At 69.9% G+C, this 20,372-nt stretch carries 24 protein-coding genes; 13 read left to right on the top strand and 11 right to left on the bottom strand.

Annotated features, from left to right (window positions below):
• Nucleotides 1-192: 192 nt before the first annotated feature.
• Nucleotides 193-1,470, bottom strand: coding sequence for an exodeoxyribonuclease VII large subunit (gene xseA, locus MIAR_RS08355; protein ID WP_285634089.1), 1,278 nt, complete (start codon nt 1,468-1,470; stop codon nt 193-195).
• A gap of 139 nt (nt 1,471-1,609) precedes the next feature.
• Here xseA and MIAR_RS08350 point away from each other — a divergent pair, with 139 nt between their 5' ends.
• From MIAR_RS08350 to MIAR_RS08340, 3 genes are all read left to right on the top strand, one after another.
• The gene (locus tag MIAR_RS08350) at nt 1,610-2,599 is read left to right on the top strand and encodes a 4-hydroxy-3-methylbut-2-enyl diphosphate reductase (protein ID WP_344289115.1); all 990 of its coding nucleotides are present in this window, start codon (nt 1,610-1,612) and stop codon (nt 2,597-2,599) included.
• A gap of 83 nt (nt 2,600-2,682) precedes the next feature.
• Nucleotides 2,683-3,222, top strand: coding sequence for a DUF6264 family protein (locus tag MIAR_RS08345; protein WP_285634083.1), 540 nt, complete (start codon nt 2,683-2,685; stop codon nt 3,220-3,222).
• Nucleotides 3,223-3,247: 25 nt separating this feature from the next.
• Nucleotides 3,248-4,510 carry a hypothetical protein gene (locus MIAR_RS08340; protein WP_285634080.1) on the top strand — a complete coding sequence of 421 codons (1,263 nt, stop codon included), beginning with the start codon at nt 3,248-3,250 and terminating at the stop codon, nt 4,508-4,510.
• 65 nt (nt 4,511-4,575) lie between these two features.
• On the opposite strand, the gene MIAR_RS08335 is transcribed toward MIAR_RS08340, so the two are convergent.
• Nucleotides 4,576-5,178, bottom strand: coding sequence for a DUF4822 domain-containing protein (locus MIAR_RS08335; protein ID WP_285634077.1), 603 nt, complete (start codon nt 5,176-5,178; stop codon nt 4,576-4,578).
• 104 nt (nt 5,179-5,282) lie between these two features.
• Nucleotides 5,283-5,774 (bottom strand): DUF2231 domain-containing protein, encoded by a 492-nt coding sequence (locus MIAR_RS08330; protein WP_285634073.1) that lies wholly within the window; start codon nt 5,772-5,774, stop codon nt 5,283-5,285.
• A gap of 47 nt (nt 5,775-5,821) precedes the next feature.
• Here MIAR_RS08330 and MIAR_RS08325 point away from each other — a divergent pair, with 47 nt between their 5' ends.
• The 3 genes from MIAR_RS08325 (at nt 5,822) to MIAR_RS08315 (ending at nt 7,636) form a co-directional block, all read left to right on the top strand.
• Nucleotides 5,822-6,379 (top strand): sigma-70 family RNA polymerase sigma factor, encoded by a 558-nt coding sequence (locus MIAR_RS08325; protein WP_425561563.1) that lies wholly within the window; start codon nt 5,822-5,824, stop codon nt 6,377-6,379.
• Complete coding sequence (locus tag MIAR_RS08320; protein WP_285634068.1) at nt 6,376-7,032, top strand: zf-HC2 domain-containing protein; 657 nt, start codon at nt 6,376-6,378, stop codon at nt 7,030-7,032. Before MIAR_RS08325 ends, MIAR_RS08320 begins: the two co-directional genes overlap by 4 nt.
• A 73-nt stretch (nt 7,033-7,105) precedes the next feature.
• Nucleotides 7,106-7,636 (top strand): COG4315 family predicted lipoprotein, encoded by a 531-nt coding sequence (locus MIAR_RS08315; protein WP_285634065.1) that lies wholly within the window; start codon nt 7,106-7,108, stop codon nt 7,634-7,636.
• A 67-nt stretch (nt 7,637-7,703) separates the two neighbouring features.
• On the opposite strand, the gene fbaA is transcribed toward MIAR_RS08315, so the two are convergent.
• Complete coding sequence (fbaA, locus tag MIAR_RS08310) at nt 7,704-8,732, bottom strand: class II fructose-bisphosphate aldolase (RefSeq protein WP_285634062.1); 1,029 nt, start codon at nt 8,730-8,732, stop codon at nt 7,704-7,706.
• A gap of 183 nt (nt 8,733-8,915) precedes the next feature.
• Here fbaA and glpX point away from each other — a divergent pair, with 183 nt between their 5' ends.
• Both glpX and MIAR_RS08300 read left to right on the top strand, forming a co-directional pair.
• A complete protein-coding gene (gene glpX / locus MIAR_RS08305; protein WP_285634059.1) occupies nt 8,916-9,902 on the top strand; it encodes a class II fructose-bisphosphatase in 987 nt (328 codons plus the stop codon).
• 127 nt (nt 9,903-10,029) lie between these two features.
• Nucleotides 10,030-10,308, top strand: a complete 279-nt coding sequence (locus tag MIAR_RS08300; protein ID WP_285634056.1) for a hypothetical protein — start codon at nt 10,030-10,032, stop codon at nt 10,306-10,308.
• Between the two features lie 40 nt (nt 10,309-10,348).
• Here MIAR_RS08300 and MIAR_RS08295 read toward each other — a convergent pair whose 3' ends face one another.
• Nucleotides 10,349-10,942: a 3'-5' exonuclease gene (locus MIAR_RS08295; RefSeq protein WP_285634053.1), complete on the bottom strand. Its 594-nt coding sequence runs from the start codon at nt 10,940-10,942 to the stop codon at nt 10,349-10,351.
• Nucleotides 10,943-11,002: 60 nt separating this feature from the next.
• Here MIAR_RS08295 and MIAR_RS08290 point away from each other — a divergent pair, with 60 nt between their 5' ends.
• The gene (locus MIAR_RS08290; RefSeq protein WP_285634050.1) at nt 11,003-11,746 is read left to right on the top strand and encodes a class I SAM-dependent methyltransferase; all 744 of its coding nucleotides are present in this window, start codon (nt 11,003-11,005) and stop codon (nt 11,744-11,746) included.
• Nucleotides 11,739-12,449, top strand: coding sequence for an HAD family hydrolase (locus tag MIAR_RS08285; RefSeq protein WP_285634047.1), 711 nt, complete (start codon nt 11,739-11,741; stop codon nt 12,447-12,449). The genes MIAR_RS08290 and MIAR_RS08285 overlap by 8 nt, the downstream gene beginning before the upstream one ends.
• 19 nt (nt 12,450-12,468) lie before the next feature.
• Here the strand turns inward: MIAR_RS08285 and MIAR_RS08280 are convergent, their stop codons facing one another.
• The 4 genes from MIAR_RS08280 to MIAR_RS08265 are packed head-to-tail and all read right to left on the bottom strand — an operon-like array spanning nt 12,469 to nt 15,627.
• A complete protein-coding gene (locus tag MIAR_RS08280) occupies nt 12,469-12,993 on the bottom strand; it encodes a hypothetical protein (RefSeq protein ID WP_285634044.1) in 525 nt (174 codons plus the stop codon).
• Nucleotides 12,994-13,016: 23 nt separating this feature from the next.
• Nucleotides 13,017-14,795 (bottom strand): alpha/beta hydrolase, encoded by a 1,779-nt coding sequence (locus MIAR_RS08275; RefSeq protein ID WP_285634041.1) that lies wholly within the window; start codon nt 14,793-14,795, stop codon nt 13,017-13,019.
• On the bottom strand, nt 14,792-15,094 hold the full coding sequence (locus MIAR_RS08270) for a hypothetical protein (protein WP_285634038.1): 303 nt from the start codon (nt 15,092-15,094) through the stop codon (nt 14,792-14,794). The genes MIAR_RS08275 and MIAR_RS08270 overlap by 4 nt, the downstream gene beginning before the upstream one ends.
• Nucleotides 15,091-15,627 carry a hypothetical protein gene (locus tag MIAR_RS08265; protein WP_285634035.1) on the bottom strand — a complete coding sequence of 179 codons (537 nt, stop codon included), beginning with the start codon at nt 15,625-15,627 and terminating at the stop codon, nt 15,091-15,093. Before MIAR_RS08265 ends, MIAR_RS08270 begins: the two co-directional genes overlap by 4 nt.
• 115 nt (nt 15,628-15,742) lie before the next feature.
• On the opposite strand from MIAR_RS08265, the gene MIAR_RS08260 reads away from it, so the two are divergent.
• The 3 genes from MIAR_RS08260 (at nt 15,743) to MIAR_RS08250 (ending at nt 17,753) form a co-directional block, all read left to right on the top strand.
• The gene (locus tag MIAR_RS08260) at nt 15,743-16,402 is read left to right on the top strand and encodes a Type 1 glutamine amidotransferase-like domain-containing protein (protein ID WP_285634032.1); all 660 of its coding nucleotides are present in this window, start codon (nt 15,743-15,745) and stop codon (nt 16,400-16,402) included.
• A gap of 25 nt (nt 16,403-16,427) precedes the next feature.
• Nucleotides 16,428-17,501 carry a redox-regulated ATPase YchF gene (gene ychF, locus MIAR_RS08255; RefSeq protein ID WP_285634029.1) on the top strand — a complete coding sequence of 358 codons (1,074 nt, stop codon included), beginning with the start codon at nt 16,428-16,430 and terminating at the stop codon, nt 17,499-17,501.
• A gap of 81 nt (nt 17,502-17,582) precedes the next feature.
• A complete protein-coding gene (locus MIAR_RS08250; protein WP_285634027.1) occupies nt 17,583-17,753 on the top strand; it encodes a hypothetical protein in 171 nt (56 codons plus the stop codon).
• A 129-nt stretch (nt 17,754-17,882) separates the two neighbouring features.
• Here MIAR_RS08250 and MIAR_RS08245 read toward each other — a convergent pair whose 3' ends face one another.
• Together MIAR_RS08245 and MIAR_RS08240 are read right to left on the bottom strand one after the other, a co-directional pair.
• On the bottom strand, nt 17,883-19,724 hold the full coding sequence (locus MIAR_RS08245; protein WP_285634025.1) for an alpha/beta fold hydrolase: 1,842 nt from the start codon (nt 19,722-19,724) through the stop codon (nt 17,883-17,885).
• Nucleotides 19,721-20,323, bottom strand: a complete 603-nt coding sequence (locus tag MIAR_RS08240) for a TetR/AcrR family transcriptional regulator (protein ID WP_285634022.1) — start codon at nt 20,321-20,323, stop codon at nt 19,721-19,723. The genes MIAR_RS08245 and MIAR_RS08240 overlap by 4 nt, the downstream gene beginning before the upstream one ends.
• Between the last annotated feature and the right edge of the window lie 49 nt (nt 20,324-20,372).

The following is a 20,372-nucleotide window of genomic DNA, read 5'->3' as shown; positions in this document are numbered from 1 at the left end:
ACATCACGGACGCTTCCCGCGAAAACGTCCGTAATCTGGCGTGTCGGCCCCCGGAGTGGCACGGCCGGATGCGGGCGCATGCCGGGTGGGACGGATGCCGGGTGTACGGATGCCGGGGTGTACAGACACCGGCGTGGGTGAACACCGGGATGCACGGACACCGGCGGACGAACACCGCGGAGGCGCGTGCGGTCAGCCTGCCTCGGGGATCTCGCCCTCGGAGCGGGCGCGCAGCGAGCCGCGGTCGACGGTCACCGTCAGCGGCGTGCCGGCCGGGGCATCCGCGGCGTCGCGCACGATGCGCCCGTCGTCGAGGTGCACGATCCCGTAGCCGCGAGCCAGCGTCGCCGCGGGGGAGAGGGCCCGCAGCGATGCACGCAGCTCGGCGGTGGTGCGCTGGGCGGTGTCCAGGCGCCGGGTGAGGGTGTCGCGGCCGCGGGATGCCAGCAGCCACACCTCCTGGGCGCGGTCGTCGATGATCGGATCGGGCGTGCGCAGCACGGGGCGCGAGCGGAGCTGCTCGAGCTGGGCGATGTCATGCGAGATCCGCTGAGTGAGACGGCTGGTGGCGCGGGCGCGCAGCTGGGCGATCAATGCGCGCTGCTCGCCCACGTCCGGGACGACGCGCTTCGCGGCATCCGTCGGAGTCGAGGCCCGCAGGTCGGCGACGTCGTCGAGCAGGGGGTGATCGTTCTCGTGTCCGATCGCGCTGACGACCGGGGTGGATGCTGCGGCCACGGCGCGCACGAGTCGTTCGTCGCTGAAGCCGAGCAGCGTCTGCGGGTCACCGCCGCCGCGCGCGATGATGATCACATCGACCTCGGGGTCGTCGTCCAGTCGCTTGAGCGCGGCGAGCACCTCGGGCACGCTGCGGTCGCCCTGCACGGCCACGTGCGCGGTGCGGAAATGCACCTGAGGCCAGCGCAGCTCGGCGTTGCGCAGCACGTCCTTCTCCGCATCCGACTTCTCGCCGGTGATCAGGCCGATGCAGTGCGGCAGGAACGGAAGGTCCTTCTTGCGGCTCGCGTCGAACAGTCCCTCCTGACGCAGCTGCGCACGAAGCTTCTCGAGCCGCTCCAGCTGGTCGCCCAGGCCGACGTGCTTCATGGCCGAGACGATGAAGCTGAAATCCCCGCCCTTGACGAAGTAGTCCGCCTTCACCGCGGCGACCACGTGATCGCCGACGGCGAGGTCGGCCGGGATGCGCGCGCGCACGCTCGACCACACGCGGACGGAGATCTGCGCGTCCGAGCGCACGTCCTTCAGCCGCGCGAACACGTTGCCCGCGCGCAGGTTCCATGAGGTGATCTCGCCCTCGACCCACACCGTGTTCCAGCGCGCGATGAAGTCGCGGATCGTCCCGTTCAGCCGGGCGACCGATGTCGGGGCATCCGGTGTGGAGTCGCGCGGCGCGACCGAATCCGCAGGCGGAGGCTCGCCGGGGAGCGCGGCGGCTTCGAAGACGGTCATGCCTCCATTGTCCCGGATGCCGCCGACACGGCCCTTCATCAGGCGCCCTCGGTAGACTTCAAGGGTGAGTGCAACCATCGTCAGGCTTCCCGAGCCCCCGCGCCCAGCCCGTCGATCGGCGCCCCTCCAGGACCGTCCCGTGGACGGCGCGAAGCGCGTGCTGCTGGCGGCACCGCGCGGGTACTGCGCGGGCGTCGACCGCGCCGTCGTCGCAGTCGAGAAGGCCCTCGAGCGCTACGGCTCGCCGGTGTACGTGCGCAAGCAGATCGTGCACAACATCCACGTCGTGACCGAGCTCGAGAAGAAGGGTGCGATCTTCGTCGACGAGGTCGACGAGGTGCCCGAGGGCGCTCATGTCGTCTTCAGCGCGCACGGTGTCGCGCCGGCCGTCGTGAACGCGGCATCCGACCGCGGCCTGCACGCGATCGACGCGACCTGCCCGCTGGTGACCAAGGTGCACCGCGAAGCCGTGCGCTTCGCACGGGATGACTTCGAGATCCTGCTCATCGGCCACGACGGCCATGAGGAGGTCGAGGGCACCGCGGGCGAGGCTCCCGACCACGTGACCATCGTGAACTCCCCGGACGAGGCCGACACGGTCGTCGTCAAGGATCCGAGCAAGGTGGTCTGGCTGTCGCAGACCACGCTCTCCGTCGACGAGACCATGGAGACGGTCAACCGGCTCCGCACCCGCTTCCCGGAGCTGCACAACCCGCCGTCCGACGACATCTGCTACGCCACGCAGAACCGTCAGGTGGCGATCAAGAAGGTCGCGAAGGATGCCGATCTGGTGATCGTCGTCGGCTCCGCGAACTCGTCCAACAGCGTCCGCCTCGTCGAGGTCGCCCTCGAGCACGGTGCGAAGGCCGCCTACCGTGTGGACTACGCCGACGAGGTGAAGCAGGAATGGCTCGACGGCGTGCGGACGGTCGGCGTCACGAGCGGTGCCTCGGTGCCCGAGGTGCTCGTTCGTGAGGTGCTCGAGGCCCTGAGTGAGGCCGGCTACGGCGACGTCGAAGAGGTGCGCACGGCCGAGGAGGACCTGATGTTCTCGCTCCCCAAGGAACTGCGCCAGGACGCCGCGGGCAAGCGCGACGAGCGAGCCCTGGGCGGACGCTCGGGGCACTGACCCCGCGGTCCCGCGCGGTCGCCGTCTCACCCGACGGCGGCGTTCACATCCCCGCCCAAGGCCCGGGCGGTAGCGTGGATGCCATGAGTGTCGAGCGGCCGCAGTACGGCGAATACGCAACGCCCGAGGAGCAGCGTGCGCGCGCAGGCCTGCCGCCCGTCGAGCAGATGCCGACGGCATCCGCGCCGGCGCCCGCCCCGCCCGTGCCGCAGCAGCCGGTCGCTCCCACCGCCCCGGCCGCGCGATCCGGGGGCCGTGCCCAGGTGCTGATCACCGCCGTGATGCTCGGGGTCGGCATGGTGAACGTGCTCTCGTCGATCCCGCAGTTCCTGAATCTCTCCGCCACGCTCCAGCAGACCCTGAAGCTCATGGGCGGCGAGGGGACCTTCTCCAACTTCGCGGTCGCCAGGACGTGGGGCATCATCGCGGTGCTCGTGCTGGTTGCCGGCTTCGCGGCCACGGTGTGGCTGTCGGTGCGCCGGATCCGGCGCAGCCGCTCGTCGTGGTGGGTGCCGCTGGTGGGCTTCGCAGTCACCATGGTCGCCGTGTCGATCTGCGTCTCGGTGCCGATGTTCGGCGATCCCGCGTTCACGCAGAGTCTGCTCACGCCGCCCGCCGGGTAGCTGTCGGGCCGGGTAGCCTCGAGAGGTGTCAGCAGAGCAGATCGCGTTCCAGATCACCTTCGCCTCGGTCGACTCCGGGGACGGATCGGATCCGCTCGAGCGTACGGAGCGGATGCTGCGCGAGGAGCGCGTCCTCGCCGCCGTGCGCGGTTCCGAGGGCGGCACAGCGACCGTGCTGCTGCCGATCACCGAGGGCGCGGACGTCGTGGCACTGGACGACGGCGGTCTGCTGCGCTTCGACCTCAGCGCCGTGCGCCTGGGCGCACTGCTCGCCGCTCAGGGACTGACACTGCGGCTCGGTCTCGCCGACGACGCGCGGGATGCCGCCGACGACGCGCTGGGGCAGGTCGACGCCGAGCTGGAGCAGGAGTTCGGCGAGGCGTTCGAGCAGCTCGACGACGCCGCCGACGATCTGCCTGGTTTCGGGATGCCGGATGCCGGGGACGCGGGTCTGTTCGCACCGGACCCCGTTCGCGTCGCGGAGTTCTCGCGCCGGGGCCCGTGGGCCGCGCGACTGACCGCGCAGCTGCTGGACACCCCGGTCGACTACCTGGAGGACAGCGCCTGGTCGGTGTACCGGTACCGTACCGATCGCGCACACGGTGCGATCGCGGGCGGCAGGTCCGACGGCCCGGTCATCGAGGTCAACGTGCCGCCGCAGGGCGAGGCGTGGGTGGAGGTCAGCGGTCCGCACGGTCGGGCCGCGATGTTCTGGCCGAACGCGGAGCGCCTCACCAGACCGGTCCTCGACCCCGACTCGATCTCCGTTTCGGAGAGCGCCGAGCTCTACCGCCGGATGCTGCAGGAGATCGACGGTGCCGGCGACGAGCTCGCCGAGCTCGACTTGGGCAGTGCGGTCGATGCGGATGCCGTGCGCCGCGCCTGCCTGCCCGAGGCGCTCGGCGGGGTCGCGGGGCCGGATACCAGGGTGCGCGCTCTCGTGCTCGCCTTCGGCGTGCCGCGTTCGCTGGTCGCGGCGGGGCTGGATGACACTGCCGGTGGTCGTCGTTTCGCGCCGCAGGGCTGGCCGCGCACGGCGGGCGACGTCGTGATGGGTGGCCTGGTGGAGTTCGCGTCGCTGACGGACCGCGGCCGGCCGGCGGTGCGGTTCGCCCGCTTCCTGCGCAAGCGTCCTCTGCTCGGAGCGGCGCTGAGCACGGCGGAGCTGGCGCTGGGCGTCGCTCTCGGGCGGGGGCGTTCCCGGGGCGCACGGGGTCTCGGCATCCTGCTCGTGGTCGATGCGCTCGCGGATCTCGTGCTCTGGACCGTCCGCATCCGCCGGCGCTGACCGCGCACGCGGATGAGCCCGGCCCCACGCGGGGACCGGGCTCATGATCGGTGGATCGGTGCGGCTCAGCGGGCGTTGCCGTTGTTGAAGTGGTACTCGCCGCTGCCGTTGATGCCGTGGCTTCCGTGCGCGCCGGGACCGCGGCCGTCGGTGCCGGGTTCGACGTGGTTGGACCTGGTGTGCACGATGTCGTAGTAGACCGACGTGTCGGCCGCGTTCGGGAACACGCGGTAGGTGAAGACGTTCCTGGTCAGCTCGGTGATCGGGACGACGCGCTGGAACAGCACGTTGCCGTTCGCGTCCTTCGCGTTGATCCAGCGGGACGAGCCGTCGGCGGCGACGGTCCAGTCACCGTGCAGCTTCGGGCTGTCGTCGAGGTTGTACATCGTGTAGGTGCCGTCGGCCTTGAAGTACGCCCAGCCGACGAAGCTCGCGACCGCCGGGTTGTCGAGAGCGACGCGGTCGCCGTCCTGGTCGAGGGCGCTCGTGGTCTTCCACGGCGTCGACGCGAGGGTCTCGGACGGGGTCAGGGTCTTCCACGAGGCGGATGCGGCGGCCGGGGCGGGAGCGGCGGCGGCTGCCGTGGTGGGGACGACGGCGATCGCGGCGAGGGCGATGGTCGACGCGGCGATGAGGGAGCGGCGGGAGATCCGGGAGGTGATGTTCATGTCTTCAACGCTACGAATCGGCGTCGGGCCGTGACATCGTCCGATCGGCTATTCCTGGGCACGCCGATGGGGTGAGCGTGCCCTGGGCCACCGGGCATCGGCGGTCAGACCGCGCCCCACACCGCGCGCGCCCCGGCGTCTCCCGTCAGCACGGTGACGACGATGGTCCCGGCGGCGGCGACGACAGCCGCGGCGATGATCGCGACGGCGAGGATGCGGCTCATCCGAGGTCGCGTGCGGCGCAGCCGCGGCAGCATCCGATCACCCACCGCGACGGCGACGGACGCGATCAGCAGGGCGATCGTCCACGGGATCAGCATGAGGCCGAGCGCCTCGTGATGCAGGATCGCGGGGGTGTAGCCGACCGTCGACGCGAGCGACTGCCCTGCGAGCACGGTCACCGGCGCCAGGGCCGCGACCCCCAGCGCTGCGACCGGCGGCGCCCACCCGAGCCGCCGGCGTGCGGCCGGCCACACCGCGACCAGCGCCACCGCGAGTGCGGTGAGGGGCGTGAGCACGACCACGGCGTGGACGAGCAACGGATGCAGCGGCAGACCTGCTATGCGGAATCCGTCCGCGTCGGCGAAGATGTCCATACGGAGACAACGATCTCCGCGCCGATCCGGTTCATCGCGACCCGAGAATGAACCGGCGACCGTCCTGCCTCGTTCTCATCGTGAGGAGGCGATCCGTGACCGAAGAGGACGACGAGCGACTGACCGCGCTCTATGAGCTTCACGCCGGCCCGATCCGGCGGTACGTGGTGAGCATCACCGGCAATCGGGGCGGTTCGGCCGACGACGTGGTGCAGGAGACGCTGCTGCGCGCCTGGCGGACGCCACGCATCCTGGAGCAGGACCCGAGCACGTCGCGGGCGTGGATGATCACCGTCGCCAGACACATCGTGATCGACGAGGCGCGCAGCGCCCGCCGCAGGCACGAGAACCCGGTCGCGGAGCTTCCCGAGCGGGCGTCCGACGATCACACCGACCGGCTCTTCGACGCGCTTCTGATCCAGGACGCGCTCGCTGCGGTGAGCCCGGAGCACCGCGAGGTCGTGATCGCCGCGTACTACCGCGGGCGGAGCGTTCGCGAAGTGGCGCAGGAACTGGGGATCGCCGAGGGGACCGTGAAGTCCCGGATGCATTACGGACTGCGGGCCCTGCGGCTCGCACTGCAGGAGAGAGGGGTGACGAGGTGAACGCCGACCACGAGCGGTACGCCACCTGGGATGCCGCATATGCGCTGGGGGCGCTCTCGGCATCGGACCGCGCAGAGTTCGAGGAGCATCTCGCGCACTGCCCGCGGTGCCGTGAGGCCGTCGCCGAGCTCACATCGACCGTCGTGCTGCTGTCGCAGGTGAGGTCGGAGGATGCGCAGCGGATCGCGGATCAGGATGCCGACGGTGCGGCGCCCGTGCGGGTGCTGGCCGCCGCACGCGCCCGGCGCACCAGGCGACGGAGGATCGCCGCGTGGGCGGTCGGTGCGGCGGCCGCGGTCGTCGTGGCCACCGTGGTGTCGGTCGCAATACTGATGCCCCGCCCGGCTGAGGCCGTGGCGCTGGAGCCCGTCGGGGGAGCGCCGGTCGTGGCGACGGTGGCGCTCACGACTGTGCCGTGGGGCACCAGGCTCGACGTGGTGTGCGCCTATGAGGGGTATTCGGGATGGAGCGGCACCTACGAGCTGGCGGTCACCTCGCGGGACGGCACCACCACCACGCTGTCGAACTGGAACGTGGAATCCGGGGCCACCGCGCGGCTGTCGGCGGGCACGGGGCTGTCGGAGTCCGACATCCGGTCCGTCGAGATCCGGGACGCCGCCGGGAAAGTCGTCGTGAAGCACGAGTTCGGCTGAACCATTCGCCCTGTCGGTCTCGTGTCACGGGAACAGCCGCCATCGCGGAGGCTGCTCAGACGAAAGGGACGGCATGATGTTGGTCAGGGCATACGGGCACAGGGCACACGGGCGCCACGCGCTCGCCATCGGGGGCATCGCCCTCGCACTCCTCCTCGCCGGCTGCTCCGGCGGCACGGGCGGTTCCGGTGGCTCCGGTTCCGGCTCCGGCGGCTACGGGGCGCCGTCATCGCAGGCCCCGGCGCCGGCGGCGTCCGGCCTCGGCGTCGCGGACAGCTCGCTCGGGAAGATCGTGGTCGACGGCGAGGGCATGACCGCCTACATGTTCGACAAGGACACTCAGGGCACGAAGACCAGCGCCTGCACCGGTGAGTGCCTGGCGAAGTGGCCGCCGATCCTGTCCGACTCCTCGACGCCGAAGGCAGACGGCGTCACGGGCACGCTCGCCACGATCGACACCCCCGACGGCAAGCACCAGGTCACGCTGGACGGCTGGCCGCTGTACACCTTCGCGGGCGACGCGGCGAAGGGCGACGTGAACGGTCAGGGCGTCGGCGGCATCTGGTGGGTGCTCTCGCCCGCCGGCGAGAAGATCGGCGGCTGACCGACGCGCAGACGACGGATGCCCCGGATCGAGGACGATCCGGGGCATCCGCTGCTCTTCGTGCGTGTCAGCTCTTGGACTGGCCGTACGAGCCGAGCTGGCGGGTGGACTCGATCACGCGGGCCGCCATGGCGGTCTCGGCGATCTTGCCCCAGGCGCGCGGGTCGTACTGCTTCTTGTTGCCGACCTCGCCGTCCACCTTGAGCACGCCGTCGTAGTTCTTGAACATGTAGTCGGCGATCGCACGCGTGTACGCGTACTGGGTGTCGGTGTCGACGTTCATCTTGATGACGCCGTTGGCGACGGCCGTCGCGATCTCAGCGTCCGACGAGCCCGAGCCGCCGTGGAAGACCAGGTCGAGCGGGTTCTTGCCGGTGCCGTACTTCGCGGCGACCTGCGCCTGGATGTCGCCCAGCAGCTCGGGGCGCAGCTTGACGCCGCCCGGCTTGTAGACGCCGTGCACGTTGCCGAAGGTGAGGGCGGCGATGTACCGGCCCTGCTCGCCCAGGCCCAGCGCCTGCACGGCCTGGTCGACGTCACCGAAGGTCGTGTAGAGGGCGTCGTTGGAGCCCTCGTGCGCGACGCCGTCCTCCTCGCCGCCGACGACGCCGATCTCCACCTCGAGGATGGCGTTGATCGCCTTCATGCGGGGCAGTAGCTCCTTGGCGATCTCGATGTTCTCGGCGAGCGGCACGGCCGAGCCGTCCCACATGTGCGACTGGAAGATCGGGTTGCGTCCGGCCTTGACCTCCTCCTCGGAGGCGGCGATGAGCGGCTCGACGAAGCCGGCCAGCGCGTCCTTCGGGCAGTGGTCGGTGTGCAGCGCCACGGTGATGGGATAGTTCTTGGCGACTTCGGTCGCGAAGCGCGCGAAGGCGAGGGCGCCCGTGGCGCGGCCCTTGACGGTGTGCCCGGCGAAGTAGTCCGCGCCACCGGTGGTGACCTGGATGATGCCGTCGGAGCCGGCCTCGGTCAGACCCTGCAGCACAGAGTTGATCGTCTGCGAGCTGGAGACGTTGAAAGCGGGGTACGCGAAGCCACCGGCCTTCGCGCGGTCGAGCATCTCTGCGTACTGTTCCGGAGTGGCGACGGGCATGGATTCTCCTGCTTCTGATGTGCGGGGGTCATGCTCACTCTATCCGCGCGGATGCCGGTTCTTCTCGGCTGTTTCGGGGCGTCGGGGCGCGGATCTTGAAGGCTTGTTAAGAACATCGAATCCTTCGTCGGGAAAACGGGAAAACTCGCCTGTTCCGCACGGCCGGATCACTAGGCTGACCGCATGGTGAGCCTTACAGCCGATCTCAGCCCGCTTCGTCCCGACCGCAACCTCGCGATGGAGCTGGTCCGCGCGACCGAAGCGGCCGCGATCCGGGCGGTGCCCTTCATCGGCCGCGGGGCCAAGGAGGCGGCCGACGGCGCCGCCGTCGACGCCATGCGCGCGTTCCTCGGCACGGTCGACTTCCGGGGCCGTGTCGTGATCGGCGAGGGCGAGAAGGACAACGCCCCGATGCTGTTCAACGGCGAGGAGGTCGGCACCGGCGTCGGCCCCGAGTGCGACATCGCGGTCGACCCGATCGACGGCACCTCTCTGACTGCGGCGGGCCGGCAGAACGCGCTGTCCGTGCTGGCGGTCTCCGACCGGGGCTCGATGCTCGACGCGTCCAGCGTCTTCTACATGGACAAGCTCGTCACGGGCCCCGCGGGCGTCGGCGTCGTCGACATCCGACTGCCCATCGGCGAGAACATCCGCCGCCTCGCCAAGGCGCTCGACAAGCCGGTCGAGGAGATGGTCGTCTCGGTGCTGCACCGCCCGCGTCACGAACAGCTGATCCAGGAGATCCGGGATGCCGGCGCCGGCACCCGGCTGATGAGCGACGGCGACGTCGCGGGTGGCATCAACGCCGCACGCCACAACGCCCGCACCGACATGTGCGTCGGCATCGGCGGCAGCCCGGAGGGCATCGTCACCGCATGCGCGATCAAGGCGCTCGGCGGGCATATCCAGGGCATCCTCTGGCCGCGCGACGACGAGGAGCGGCAGCGCGGCATCGACGCCGGGCTGAAGATGGACACCGTGTACGAGGCCGATGACCTCGTCCAGGGCAACAACACGATCTTCGTCGCCACCGGCGTGACCGACGGCCAGCTGGTCCGAGGCGTGCGCCGTGAGGGACGCTATCTCTACACCGAGAGCATCGTGCTTCGCTCCGCCTCGGGCACGCTGCGCCGCATCACGTCCGATCACCTCGTGTCGAAGTGGCTGTGAGCACGACGAGGTAACGTTCTGACCGTGGTGGCCCGCCCATCCCGCGATTCCCAGCCGCGGCTGGCACAATGGGTGTGGATCCGGCGCCCTCAGCGCGTTGGAGTTGGTCAGAACAGGAGAGCTCGGGATGTCAGCGAGCGAGCAGTCCGAGAAGCAGAGCAGCGCTCAGCACATCACCACGAAGACCGGTCGTATCCTGCGTGTCACCGATGAGCAGCTCGCTGCAGCCGCCGCGGCGAAGGCCGCAGCCAGTTCCATTCCCGATCCGGCCCGCCGCAAGGACGTGCTGTTCCGCGTGCGTCGCGAAGAGGGCCACGAGCTCAGCTCGTGGTGGATGATCGGCGCCTTCCTGCTGACCGCGAGCATCGTCGTCGCCCTGCTGTCGGGAGTGCCCGGCGGCGCCTGAGAGCACGTGGCCCGGCGGGGCGTGGGGAGTGAAGGGTCGCTCAGGCGACCGCGCGCTGCGGGGCGGATGCCAGAGGCGCGGACAGCGAGATGCTGAGCGCGGCGCCCAGCGCATGCACGTCCGGTGCCTCGGCCAGACGCGCGGCGTCGATCACGATCTGCGCGCAGGCCCGCGCATCCGCCAGGGCGTCATGGTGCGGGAAGTCGCCGAAGCCCGCCGCCGCGGCGGCCTTGGGAAGCCGGTAGGAGTCGAGCTCGTAGGTCTTGCGGGCCACCGCGAGAGAGCACAGCGACCGGTAGGGCGGCGCCTCGATGCCCGTCGCTTCGCAGGCGCGGCGCAGCACGTTCATGTCGAAGCCGGCGTTGTGCGCGACGAGCACGTCGGACCCGGCGAAGGCGCAGAGCCTGCCGATCTGCTGAACCCAGGAGGCCGCATTGACGACATCGTGCGCGTACAGCCCGTGGATCCTGGTGTTCCACTCGTTGAACTCGTCATGGCCTGCAGGCGGGCGGATCAGCCAGCCGGTCTGCGCGACGACCTTCCCGTCGCGCACGCGGACGAGTCCGACGGAGCAGGCGGAGGCGGGGCTGGAGTTCGCCGTCTCGAAGTCGATCGCGGTGAAGTCCAATGGCACGGTCCCACTCTCGCGCCGACCTCGGCGCCGACGTCGCAGGCTCGCCGTAGGCTGAGCGATATGAGTGACGTGCGAGCGACTTCCTTCGGATCCGAGGCCGACACCTACGAGGCGGCGCGGCCGGACTATCCCTTCGAGGCCGTCGCCTGGATGCTGGAGAAGCTGCCGCACGGTGCGCGGAGGATCGCGGACGTGGGAGCCGGTACGGGCAAGCTCACCCGGGTGATCGCGGATGCTCCGGATGCGCAGGTCGTGGCGGTGGATCCGGATGCGGCGATGCTGGCCAAGCTGCGCGACACCGTCCCCGGTGTCCCGACGTACGTGGGCACGGCCGAGTCGCTGCCGCTTCCGGATGCGAGCCTGGATGCCGTCGTGCTCGGGCAGGCGTGGCACTGGGTGGACCCGGAGAAGGCATCGGCCGAGATCGGCCGCGTCGTGCGCCCCGGCGGGACGCTCGGGCTGATCTGGAACGCGCGCGACAACCGCGTCGACTGGGTGCGCCGGTTCACCGCCATCATGCACGCGAGTGCCGCGGAGGAGATGCTGGATGCAGGCGGCCCCACGGTGGCCGCGCCGTTCGGCGAGCTGGAGACGGAGCGCTGGGAGTGGGTGCGCCCCATGACGCGCGCGCAGCTGCACCGTATGGCGGATTCGCGCAGTTATCTGATCACGGCCTCCGAGCAGGAGCGGGCGAGCATCCACGAGGGCATGGACGCCCTGTTCGACGAGCTGGGCGTCACCGGCGACGACACGATCGACCTGCCGTATGTGACGACGGCGTTCCGGGCGCGACGCCGTGACTGACCCCATCCGCGCCGTCTTCTTCGACCTCGACGACACTCTGGTCGGAGACGGCGCCGTCGACGCCGCGCTGCTCGCGATCGACGAGCTCGCCGCGAGGCATCCTGCTCTCGACACGGACGCGATGCGCACGGCGAACGCGTCGGTGTGGAGCGGATGCTGGGCCTCACAGGGCGAGCAGTGGATGCGCGGCGAACTGGAGGACGACGCCCTGACACGGGAGGTGTGGCGGCGCACGCTGTCCGACGCCGGTGCGGGTGCGGAGCTCGTGGACGAGGCGGTGGAACTGCACCTGGCGGCGGAGCGAAGCACGTTCGCGCTGTTCGAGGACAGCCGTGACGTGCTGGTGGAGCTGCGTCGACGGGGTGTCCCGGTCGGGCTGATCACCAACGGGCCCTCGGCGTTCCAGCGCGAGAAGCTGCGCACGGTCGGGATCGACGGCCTGTTCGACGTGGTCGTCGCCTCGGGGGACATCGGAGTGCTGAAGCCGGACGCCGAGATCTTCCGGCACGCTCTCGATCGGGCCGGAGTGCTCTCGGCCGCATCCCTTCACGTCGGCGACAGCTTCCCGGCCGATGTCATGGGTGCTGTGGGCGCGGGACTCTCCGCGTTCTGGCTGAACCGAGAGCGGATCGCGGCGCCGCACAACGCCCCGCGGCATCTCGAGGGCGACTCGCTGCGAGCGGTGCTGGAGCTGGTCGGCTGACCCGCCCGCGCCGGGAGGCTCAGGAGCGGGGGAGGATGTCCTTCGCGAGGTCCTCGACCTTGCTGATGTAGCCGCCGTCGGGAACCCGCACGCAGTAGTCCTTGATGGTGACGCCGAGTTGCATCTCGTCGGCGCCGTACCAGACGCCTCCGCTGGAGGCCCCGCCGGTTGCAACATCGAGTGTGATGTCGTCGCGCACGAAGCGGCCCATGGGCTTGGCGGGATCTATCTTGACGTCGCGATAGGCATCCGTCGGCTTCCAGCCCGACGCGCCGAGTTGCTCGACCAGCGCGTCGAAGGCGCCGGCGAGATCGGAACCCGCCTTCGCCGAGATGCCTGCTCGATAGGACACACCGGGAGTGGGCTCACTCTGGCATCCGTCCACGTGGCCTTTCGCGGTCGCGTCGTCGAGGCCGGCCGCGTGCAGTGAGTCGAGCACATCTTGAGTGGCTGAGTCGATGGCCGCTGCTTTCGCTTCGAGCACCGCGCGGGGGTTCGACGGCACCGGAGAGCATCCACTGAGGAGGAAGGCGAGAAGTCCCACAGCACCCATGATGGCCGATCTCCTCATGGGGTCAAGCCAGTCTTCGAGCGGCCAGCCTCTCCGGACGTGGGATCGCGATCCCACTCGGGGTCTACAGGGTCGCCCCACCACGGGTCGTACGACTGCGGCGCGCTGTTCGTGTCGTCGCCGTGACCGTCGACGATGCGGCCCAGGTTGTACAGGGATTCGCTGTCCCGGTCGTAGTACCGCGAATGGTCGTCGAAGTTCGGCCCCCATCCGCGCTGGGGTGATTCCGCTTGAAAGCGATGCGCCCCGAAATCCTCGGACGACGGATCCATGCCCAGGCCGGTGTCGAAGAACTGGTCCTTGCGCACCCACCCTTCATCTCCGAGGAACGCGACGAAGTCACGGCTGTTGCGGCCGTCGTACACATGGTCGGCGCCGACGCTGAAGTCGGATGCGTGATCTGCCGGGCCCGTCCCGGGGCTGCCGATCAGCGCGATGTCGTCGACCGCGAGACCGTGGTCCGTCGCCGCGTAGGACGTCGTCGTCGAACCGTAACTGTGCCCGATCGCCGTCATGTGCGCCGGATCGTGAGCGCGCGACGCGCGAAGCCCGTCGACTGCGGCAGCGAGACGAGCGCCGCCGTCTGCCGCACGATCCTCCGAGGGGACCTCCCCCCACTCGAGAAGGTCACCGGCAGGTGTGTCGTAGCCGAGCCAGAACATCGTCGCCACGCTCGATCCGTCGCCGTTGTAACGGGCGCTCTCGTACAACCGAGTCGCCTCGTCCACGCCGCCTGGGGCGTCATCCATCTCGGTGCGGATGCCCGGCACTTGAACGGAGACGTCGTCGGCCGTGTCCAGGTCGCCGACGGCGATCGCCACCCGGCCGTCACCGCCGAACGCATCCGGGTCATACAGCCACAGCTGTCCACCCGGTCTGTCGTCGGTGCCGGGGACGACGTATCCGTCCGCGTGCTCCAGCGCTGTCCGCGTCGCGCGGGCGTTGGCGAGCCGTTGCTTCTCCTCGGGAAGAAGAGTGCCGTCGCGCTCCTTCATCTCCAGTTCTGCGAGATCGGCGTCGAGGCGCAGCCTGTTGGCGGCGTCGCGCGCCGAAGCCGGGAGGCCGTCGGCACTGCCGAGCTGATCCGGGTAGGCCGCGATCAGGGCATCCCGCTCCGCCTCCGTCAGGCTGTTCCACCACGCGTTCATCGCCTTGGGTCCGTCTGCGGCGGACGGCTTCCGCCCGATGGCGCCGAGCGCGAGTGCGCTGATGCCGCCGGTCGGCGAGCTCGCCTCGGCGGCGGTGTCGGCACCGGTGAAGAGCTGCACCAGGAACTGCTCGTTCTCCGTGACGCGCCGTTGCAGGTCGGTGATGTCGGTCGTGATCCCCGCACGACGGTTGGTCAGCGCGCGTGCGCGCTCCTGCAGGGCGGCGATCTCCGCCTCCGCGACTTCGCCGGCAAGATTCACATCCGTGATGAGGTCGGCGCGCTCGCGATGGTACGAAGTGATGTCGCTGCTGATCGTGGTGTGATCGCTCTGCAGGGTCCGCAACTGGTCGGCGAACACGTCGACACCGCGGGCGACCCGCTTGAGCGTCTCTCCCATCGGCTGGTGGTTCTGCGCAAAGTTCTTGGCGTGGTCGCCATACGCCTCAGCCGCCTTACCGGCCCAGTACCACTTGGATTCGGCGAGCAGTAGCGCCTCCTCGGAGAACTCCGTGAGGCGGACGGCGCCGCTCAGCAACGAGGTCGCCAGAGACTCGGAGCCGGCCGGATCGCCCTCGGGGCGGTCGACAGGGTCGATCACAGCGGGGATGTTGATCGTCGTCGTCATACCGCACCGCCTCCGAGCGCAGCCATCCGGCGAGCGACCTCGGCGTCGAGATTCTCGTACGAGACCCCGGTCTCGCGCAGTTCATCGGCGTACACCTCAGAGGAGGTCTTGGCCTGGAGCGCGATCTTCTCCCACGAAGCGAGGAAGGTGCGTGCGGGCCCCACGGCGACCGAGGGCAGCCCGCCGGTCGGCGCGGAGGAGAGGGACTTCATGAGCGCGCTCATCTGCGCGGCCTGCGAGCTCCAGCGCCGGTCCAGCTCACCCGGCATCACAGGGTTGTAGGTGACTCCGTCGGTCATGCTGCGGCCCCGATCAGTTCGCGGACACGATCGACGCCGACCGGCAGGCCGGTCGAGGTCAGACGGATGAACAGGCGGCCGTGCTCGGCGTCGAATCCGGCCAGCAGCTCTTCCGCGCCCAGTTCGCCCGCGCGGTCAGCTATGATGCGCGGCGTCCCGGTCGGCGGGATGAACAGATGCCAGCCGTCCGCGGTCAGCAGACCACGTGCCTCGCGCAGGTGCTCGATACCCGCCGGCGTGCCGACGTCCCGCAGAGTCAGCGTGATGGCGTGCCGCACGGAGTCGCGCGTGGGGCCGGGGATCCACCGGGCTTCGCGTCGGGGCATGCCATGCCCGACGAGCATGCGCCACAGATTATCGGCGTCCGTCAGCTGGATCTGCGCGAACGGCCCTGGCGCACGTTCAGGCAGACCCGACATGGCGGGTGCCGGCCTCTCCGGCGGCAGCAGCACGATGTCCAGGTCGGGATGCCGGCGGTGCACGACCGACCAGAACGGGTCGTTCATCTCGTCTGCGCTGACGTCGTCCGGCACGCTGGGCTCCTTTGATCGGATGGCACCACGCTAGCGGCCTGCCGGCGTCCGGCGGCAGGGGGACTAGTCCCCATCTGATCGGCCCGGTTGCCCGTCGCGGTCGTAGGCTGGCGCGATGAGACTGCTGCTCACCTCCGGTGGAGTGACGAACCCCAGCATCCGCAGGGCATTGGTGGAGATGCTCGGCAAGCCGATCGAGGATTCGACGGCGCTGTTCATCCCGACCGCGCAGTACGGGCATCCGTCGTGCACGCCAGAGGTGACCCTCCGCTCGGCGAGCAGCGACTGGTCGATGACCGCGCTCGGCTGGAAGTCCGCCGGTCTGCTCGAACTCACCGCCCTGCCGTCGATGGAGGGGGAGCGGTGGGTCCCGTGGGTGGAGCAGGCGGACGCCTTGCTCGTGGACGGCGGAGACGCGACCTATCTGGCGTACTGGATCCGGCGGTCGGGGCTGCTCAAGCTCTTCCCCCGTCTGGAGCGGACCGTCTGGGTCGGCGTGAGCGCCGGGAGCATGGTGATGACGCCGCGCATCGGCGCGGAGTTCGAGCGCTGGACGTCGCCGGAGCCGGGGGAGGGGACGCTCGGCATCGTGGACTTCTCGCTGTTCCCGCATCTGGACTACCCGGATTTCCCGGAGAACACGCTCGCGCACGCCGAGCGGTGGGCCGAGCACATCGACGGGCCGGCATATGCGATCGACGACCAGACCGCGATCCGCGTCGTCGGGGACGACGTCGACGTGATCTCGGAGGGGCACTGGAAGCGGTTGGAGTAGCTGCCCGCCGGTAGACTCGTATCCCGTGGCTCTCACTATCGGAATCGTCGGCCTGCCCAACGTCGGCAAGTCGACCCTCTTCAACGCGCTGACCAAGAACGACGTGCTCGCGGCGAACTACCCGTTCGCGACCATCGAGCCGAACGTGGGCGTCGTCAGCCTGCCGGACAAGCGTCTCGACGTGCTCGCCGGGATCTTCGGCAGCGAGCGCATCCTGCCCGCCGCGGTGTCGTTCGTCGACATCGCCGGTATCGTGCGCGGCGCGAGCGAGGGAGAGGGCCTGGGCAACCAGTTCCTCGCCAACATCCGTGAGGCGGATGCCATCGCGCAGGTCGTGCGCGGCTTCGCCGACGACGACGTGGTGCATGTCGACGGCGCCGTGAACCCGGCATCCGACATGGAGACCATCAACGCCGAGTTGATGCTCGCCGACCTGCAGACCCTCGAGAAGGCCATCGTGCGTCTCGAGAAGGAGGTCAAGGGCAAGAAGACCGAGCCGGTCGTCCTGGAGATGGCCAAGGCAGCTCAGGACGCCCTGGAGCGCGGCATCCTGCTGTCGGTGAGCGGTCTCGACCTCGCGCCGATCAAGGAGCTCGGTCTGCTGACCGCGAAGCCCGTCATCTTCGTGTTCAACGTGGACGAGTCGGTGCTGACGGATGCTGCGCGCAAGGCCGAGCTGGAGGCGCTGGTCGCCCCCGCGAAGGCGATCTTCCTGGACGCGAAGATCGAGTCCGAGCTCATCGACCTGGACCCGGAGGACGCCGCCGAGCTCCTCGCCTCCACGGGCCAGGAGGAGTCCGGCCTGGACCAGCTGGCACGCATCGGGTTCGACACCCTTGGTCTCCAGACCTACCTGACGGCGGGTCCGAAGGAGGCCCGCGCCTGGACGATCCACAAGGGCGACAAGGCCCCGCAGGCCGCCGGCGTGATCCACACCGACTTCGAGAAGGGCTTCATCAAGGCCGAGGTCATCTCGTTCGAGGACCTGGTCGAGACCGGCTCGGTCGCCGAGGCGCGCGCGAAGGGCAAGGCCCGCCTGGAGGGCAAGGACTACGTCATGCAGGACGGCGACGTCGTGGAGTTCCGCTTCAACGTCTAGCTCGAGCAGCCGGATGCGGCTGCGCATCGCATCTCCCCAGCGATCGCTATCCTGAACAGACACTCGACGCGGAGGGGATTCATGGGCCAGTTCGATCAGCTGCCGGGAGAGACACGCGAGCACTTCGTCCGCCGCTTCTCTCAGCGCCCCGGCGTCGTCGCCGACGGCGTCACGCTCGTGGACCTCTACAACCGGATCCGGATGCTCGAGGCCAGGGTCGACGAACTCGAGGAGCGGGACGCTGAGGGCTGACTCGCGTCTCGCGCGATGCTCTGGCGCCTTGACGGCATGACTGGCAGGTCTCGTCGAGGAACGCGCTGATGCCGCGGCGCGAGAGCGGGGCAGAAGCCGAGCCGCGACGCGGCCCGGCCGTGCTGCGCTTCACCGTCTGAGCCCGTCGCGCCCCGCGATCGAGCCGACCTCATCGCGGCGCCCCGGCCGATCTCCGAGCAGGGTGACGAGTGCATCGGAATGGGTCAGCTGCGGGTGGTGCCCGGCGCGCTCCAGCGTGATCAGCTCCACCTGAGGGAGGGGCCCGAACTGCTCGATCGCGCGCGGATCGAGGGGATCCTCACTGCCGGTGACGATGCGCACCGGACCGCTGAACCGCGCGAGCGCCGCTCGCAGTTCGGCGCGCCACTTCTTCGATCCCGCTCGGGCGAGCTGCGCAGCCGCCCGCGGGGCGCTGCCGCGCCTCAGGTCGCGGATGCTGGACTCGAGAGCGGCCGCGCTCGCGTCCGAGCCGGTCAGCTGCCGTGACAGCCGTCCGGGATCGGTGTGGCGCAGGTACGCGCGGACGAGCGGGGTCAGTCTGGTGGCGGCCCCTGACGGCGACTGGAGGAAGAACGGGGCGATCAGCGTGAGCGACGCGATCCGCTCCGGCATCCGGTTCGCGGCGACGACCGCCGCAGCGGCGCCGATCGAATGGCCGATGAGGTCGGCGGGTTCGTCGCCCAGTATCGCGGGCAGCCAGAGGTCCCAGTCCTCGACACCGGCGCCGCCGCTGAGGCCCAGGCCGGGCAGATCGACGACGCGCGCGCCGATGCCACCCGCCACGTCGGACCAGCTGTCCGCGTTGATCGGCAGACCCGGAAGGACCAGGCGAGAGGACTCCGGTGCCCCGAGCTGGAACGTCCGCACACCACCGGCATCGACGAATCGGCGGGCATCCGCGCCGGCAGAGCCGAAGCGATGCGCGGTCAGGTAGTCCGCCCACCGCTCCAGCGACACTCGGGCGTCGGGCATCTTCAGGCCGTGCCGGCCGGCGAGCTCGACCGCGGGTGCGGTCGGGTAGCGGTCCGCGGAGAGGAAGCCGATCGTCTCGGGATCGGCCCTGGTGATCCGCCGGGGGAGCCTCTTGATGGCGGCGACGGGGATCCGCAGCCGCGGAACCTTCGCGCCCAGATGGTGGGCGAGGTGCGCCAGCATGTCCGGCAGCGGCGGCGTGGCGTCGTCGAGAACCCAGTACGACCTGCCGACGGCGGCCTCATCGATGGCTGCCACCGCCATGAAGGCCGCCAGATGATCGACGGTGACGATCGGGACGAAGGTGGTCTCGTCTCCGGGCAGGGCCGCCACTGTGCCGTTCCAGAGCTCCTCGACGCTGCTCGCAAGGCCGACGTGCTGCTCCGACTCGCCGGTGACGCTGTCTCCGATCACGGTCGCCGGGTTGACGATCGTCCACGGGATGCCGCGCGCGTGCGCGAGGGCCTGGAAGATCGCGTCGGACTCGACCTTCGAGCCTTCGTATCCGCCCAGGTCCCGGTACACCGCGGCGCGATGCTCTTCGGACCACGGAACGAGCGCGGGATCCTGACCGCCGACGCGATAGCCCGAGATGTGGACGATGCGCTGCAGCCGCGGAAGGCCGGCCGCGAAGTCGATCAGCGTCTCGACGATGCCGACGTTCGCCCGTCGTGCCTCCTCCGCGGGCATCCCGAAGCGGAAGGAACCGGCGCAGTTGTGGATCTCGGTGACGAATGGGACTGCCGCGGGGCCGCCCGGGAGGAGCTCCGGGCTGTTGAAGTCGACGATCACGGTGCTGATCGGCTGGCTCAGTCCATGCGACGTGAGCCAGCGCTCGATGCGCGCTCCGGAATCGGCAGACCGCACGGCGGCCGTGACCCGCGCCCCTGATGCGGCGAGAGACAGGATGAGGTGCCGGCCGATCAGGCCGGAGGCACCGAAGACGAGCGCATGGCGGGAGTCCTCGCGCGGCGTCATCGCTGCACCGCTGCGGTCCGGATGCGCTGCTCGATGAGGTCCGCGACGACGTCGGCGGCAGATTCCAGCGGCTGAGGGCTCCGCATCGCGCGGGACACGATGACCGCCCCCTCGATGGTGGCCACGATGACCGTGGCCAGAGAGCGGGCTCCCTCCGCATCGATGCCGTCCGCCTCGAGCAGCGCCGCCGTCGGCACGATCCACGAATCGAAGGCGGAGGCGCACGCGTGCCTCAGCCGCTCACTCTCCGCGCCCATCTCCAGCGTCACGACCGAGACCGGGCAGCCCAGTCGGTAGTCGCTCCGGCTGACGATCGAGGTCAGGGCCTCGATCGCCGCGCGCGCAGCCTGCGCCGCCCCGCGGGCGGATTCCGCAGCCTCGGCGATCAGCGTCCCGAACTGAGCGGCAGCGAGATCGACCGCCGCGACGCCGAGGCCCTCCTTGCCATCGGGGAAGTGGAAGTAGATAGAGCCCTTCGGCGCGGCAGCGTGATCGATCACGGCGTTCAACCCCGTGCCGCTGTATCCGCTGGTCTGGATGAGCTCGAGCATGGATTCTGCGAGCCGAGCCTTGGTCAGGTCTCCCTTGGACATCGTCATGAATTAAGAATAGACCGGTCTACATATTGTCTGCAAACGGAACGGGCCT

Source organism: Microbacterium arabinogalactanolyticum (genome assembly GCF_030268005.1).
GTDB lineage: Bacteria > Actinomycetota > Actinomycetes > Actinomycetales > Microbacteriaceae > Microbacterium > Microbacterium arabinogalactanolyticum.
Note: the sequence above shows the minus strand (reverse complement) of the source record. Positions and strands in the feature narration are given on the sequence as shown.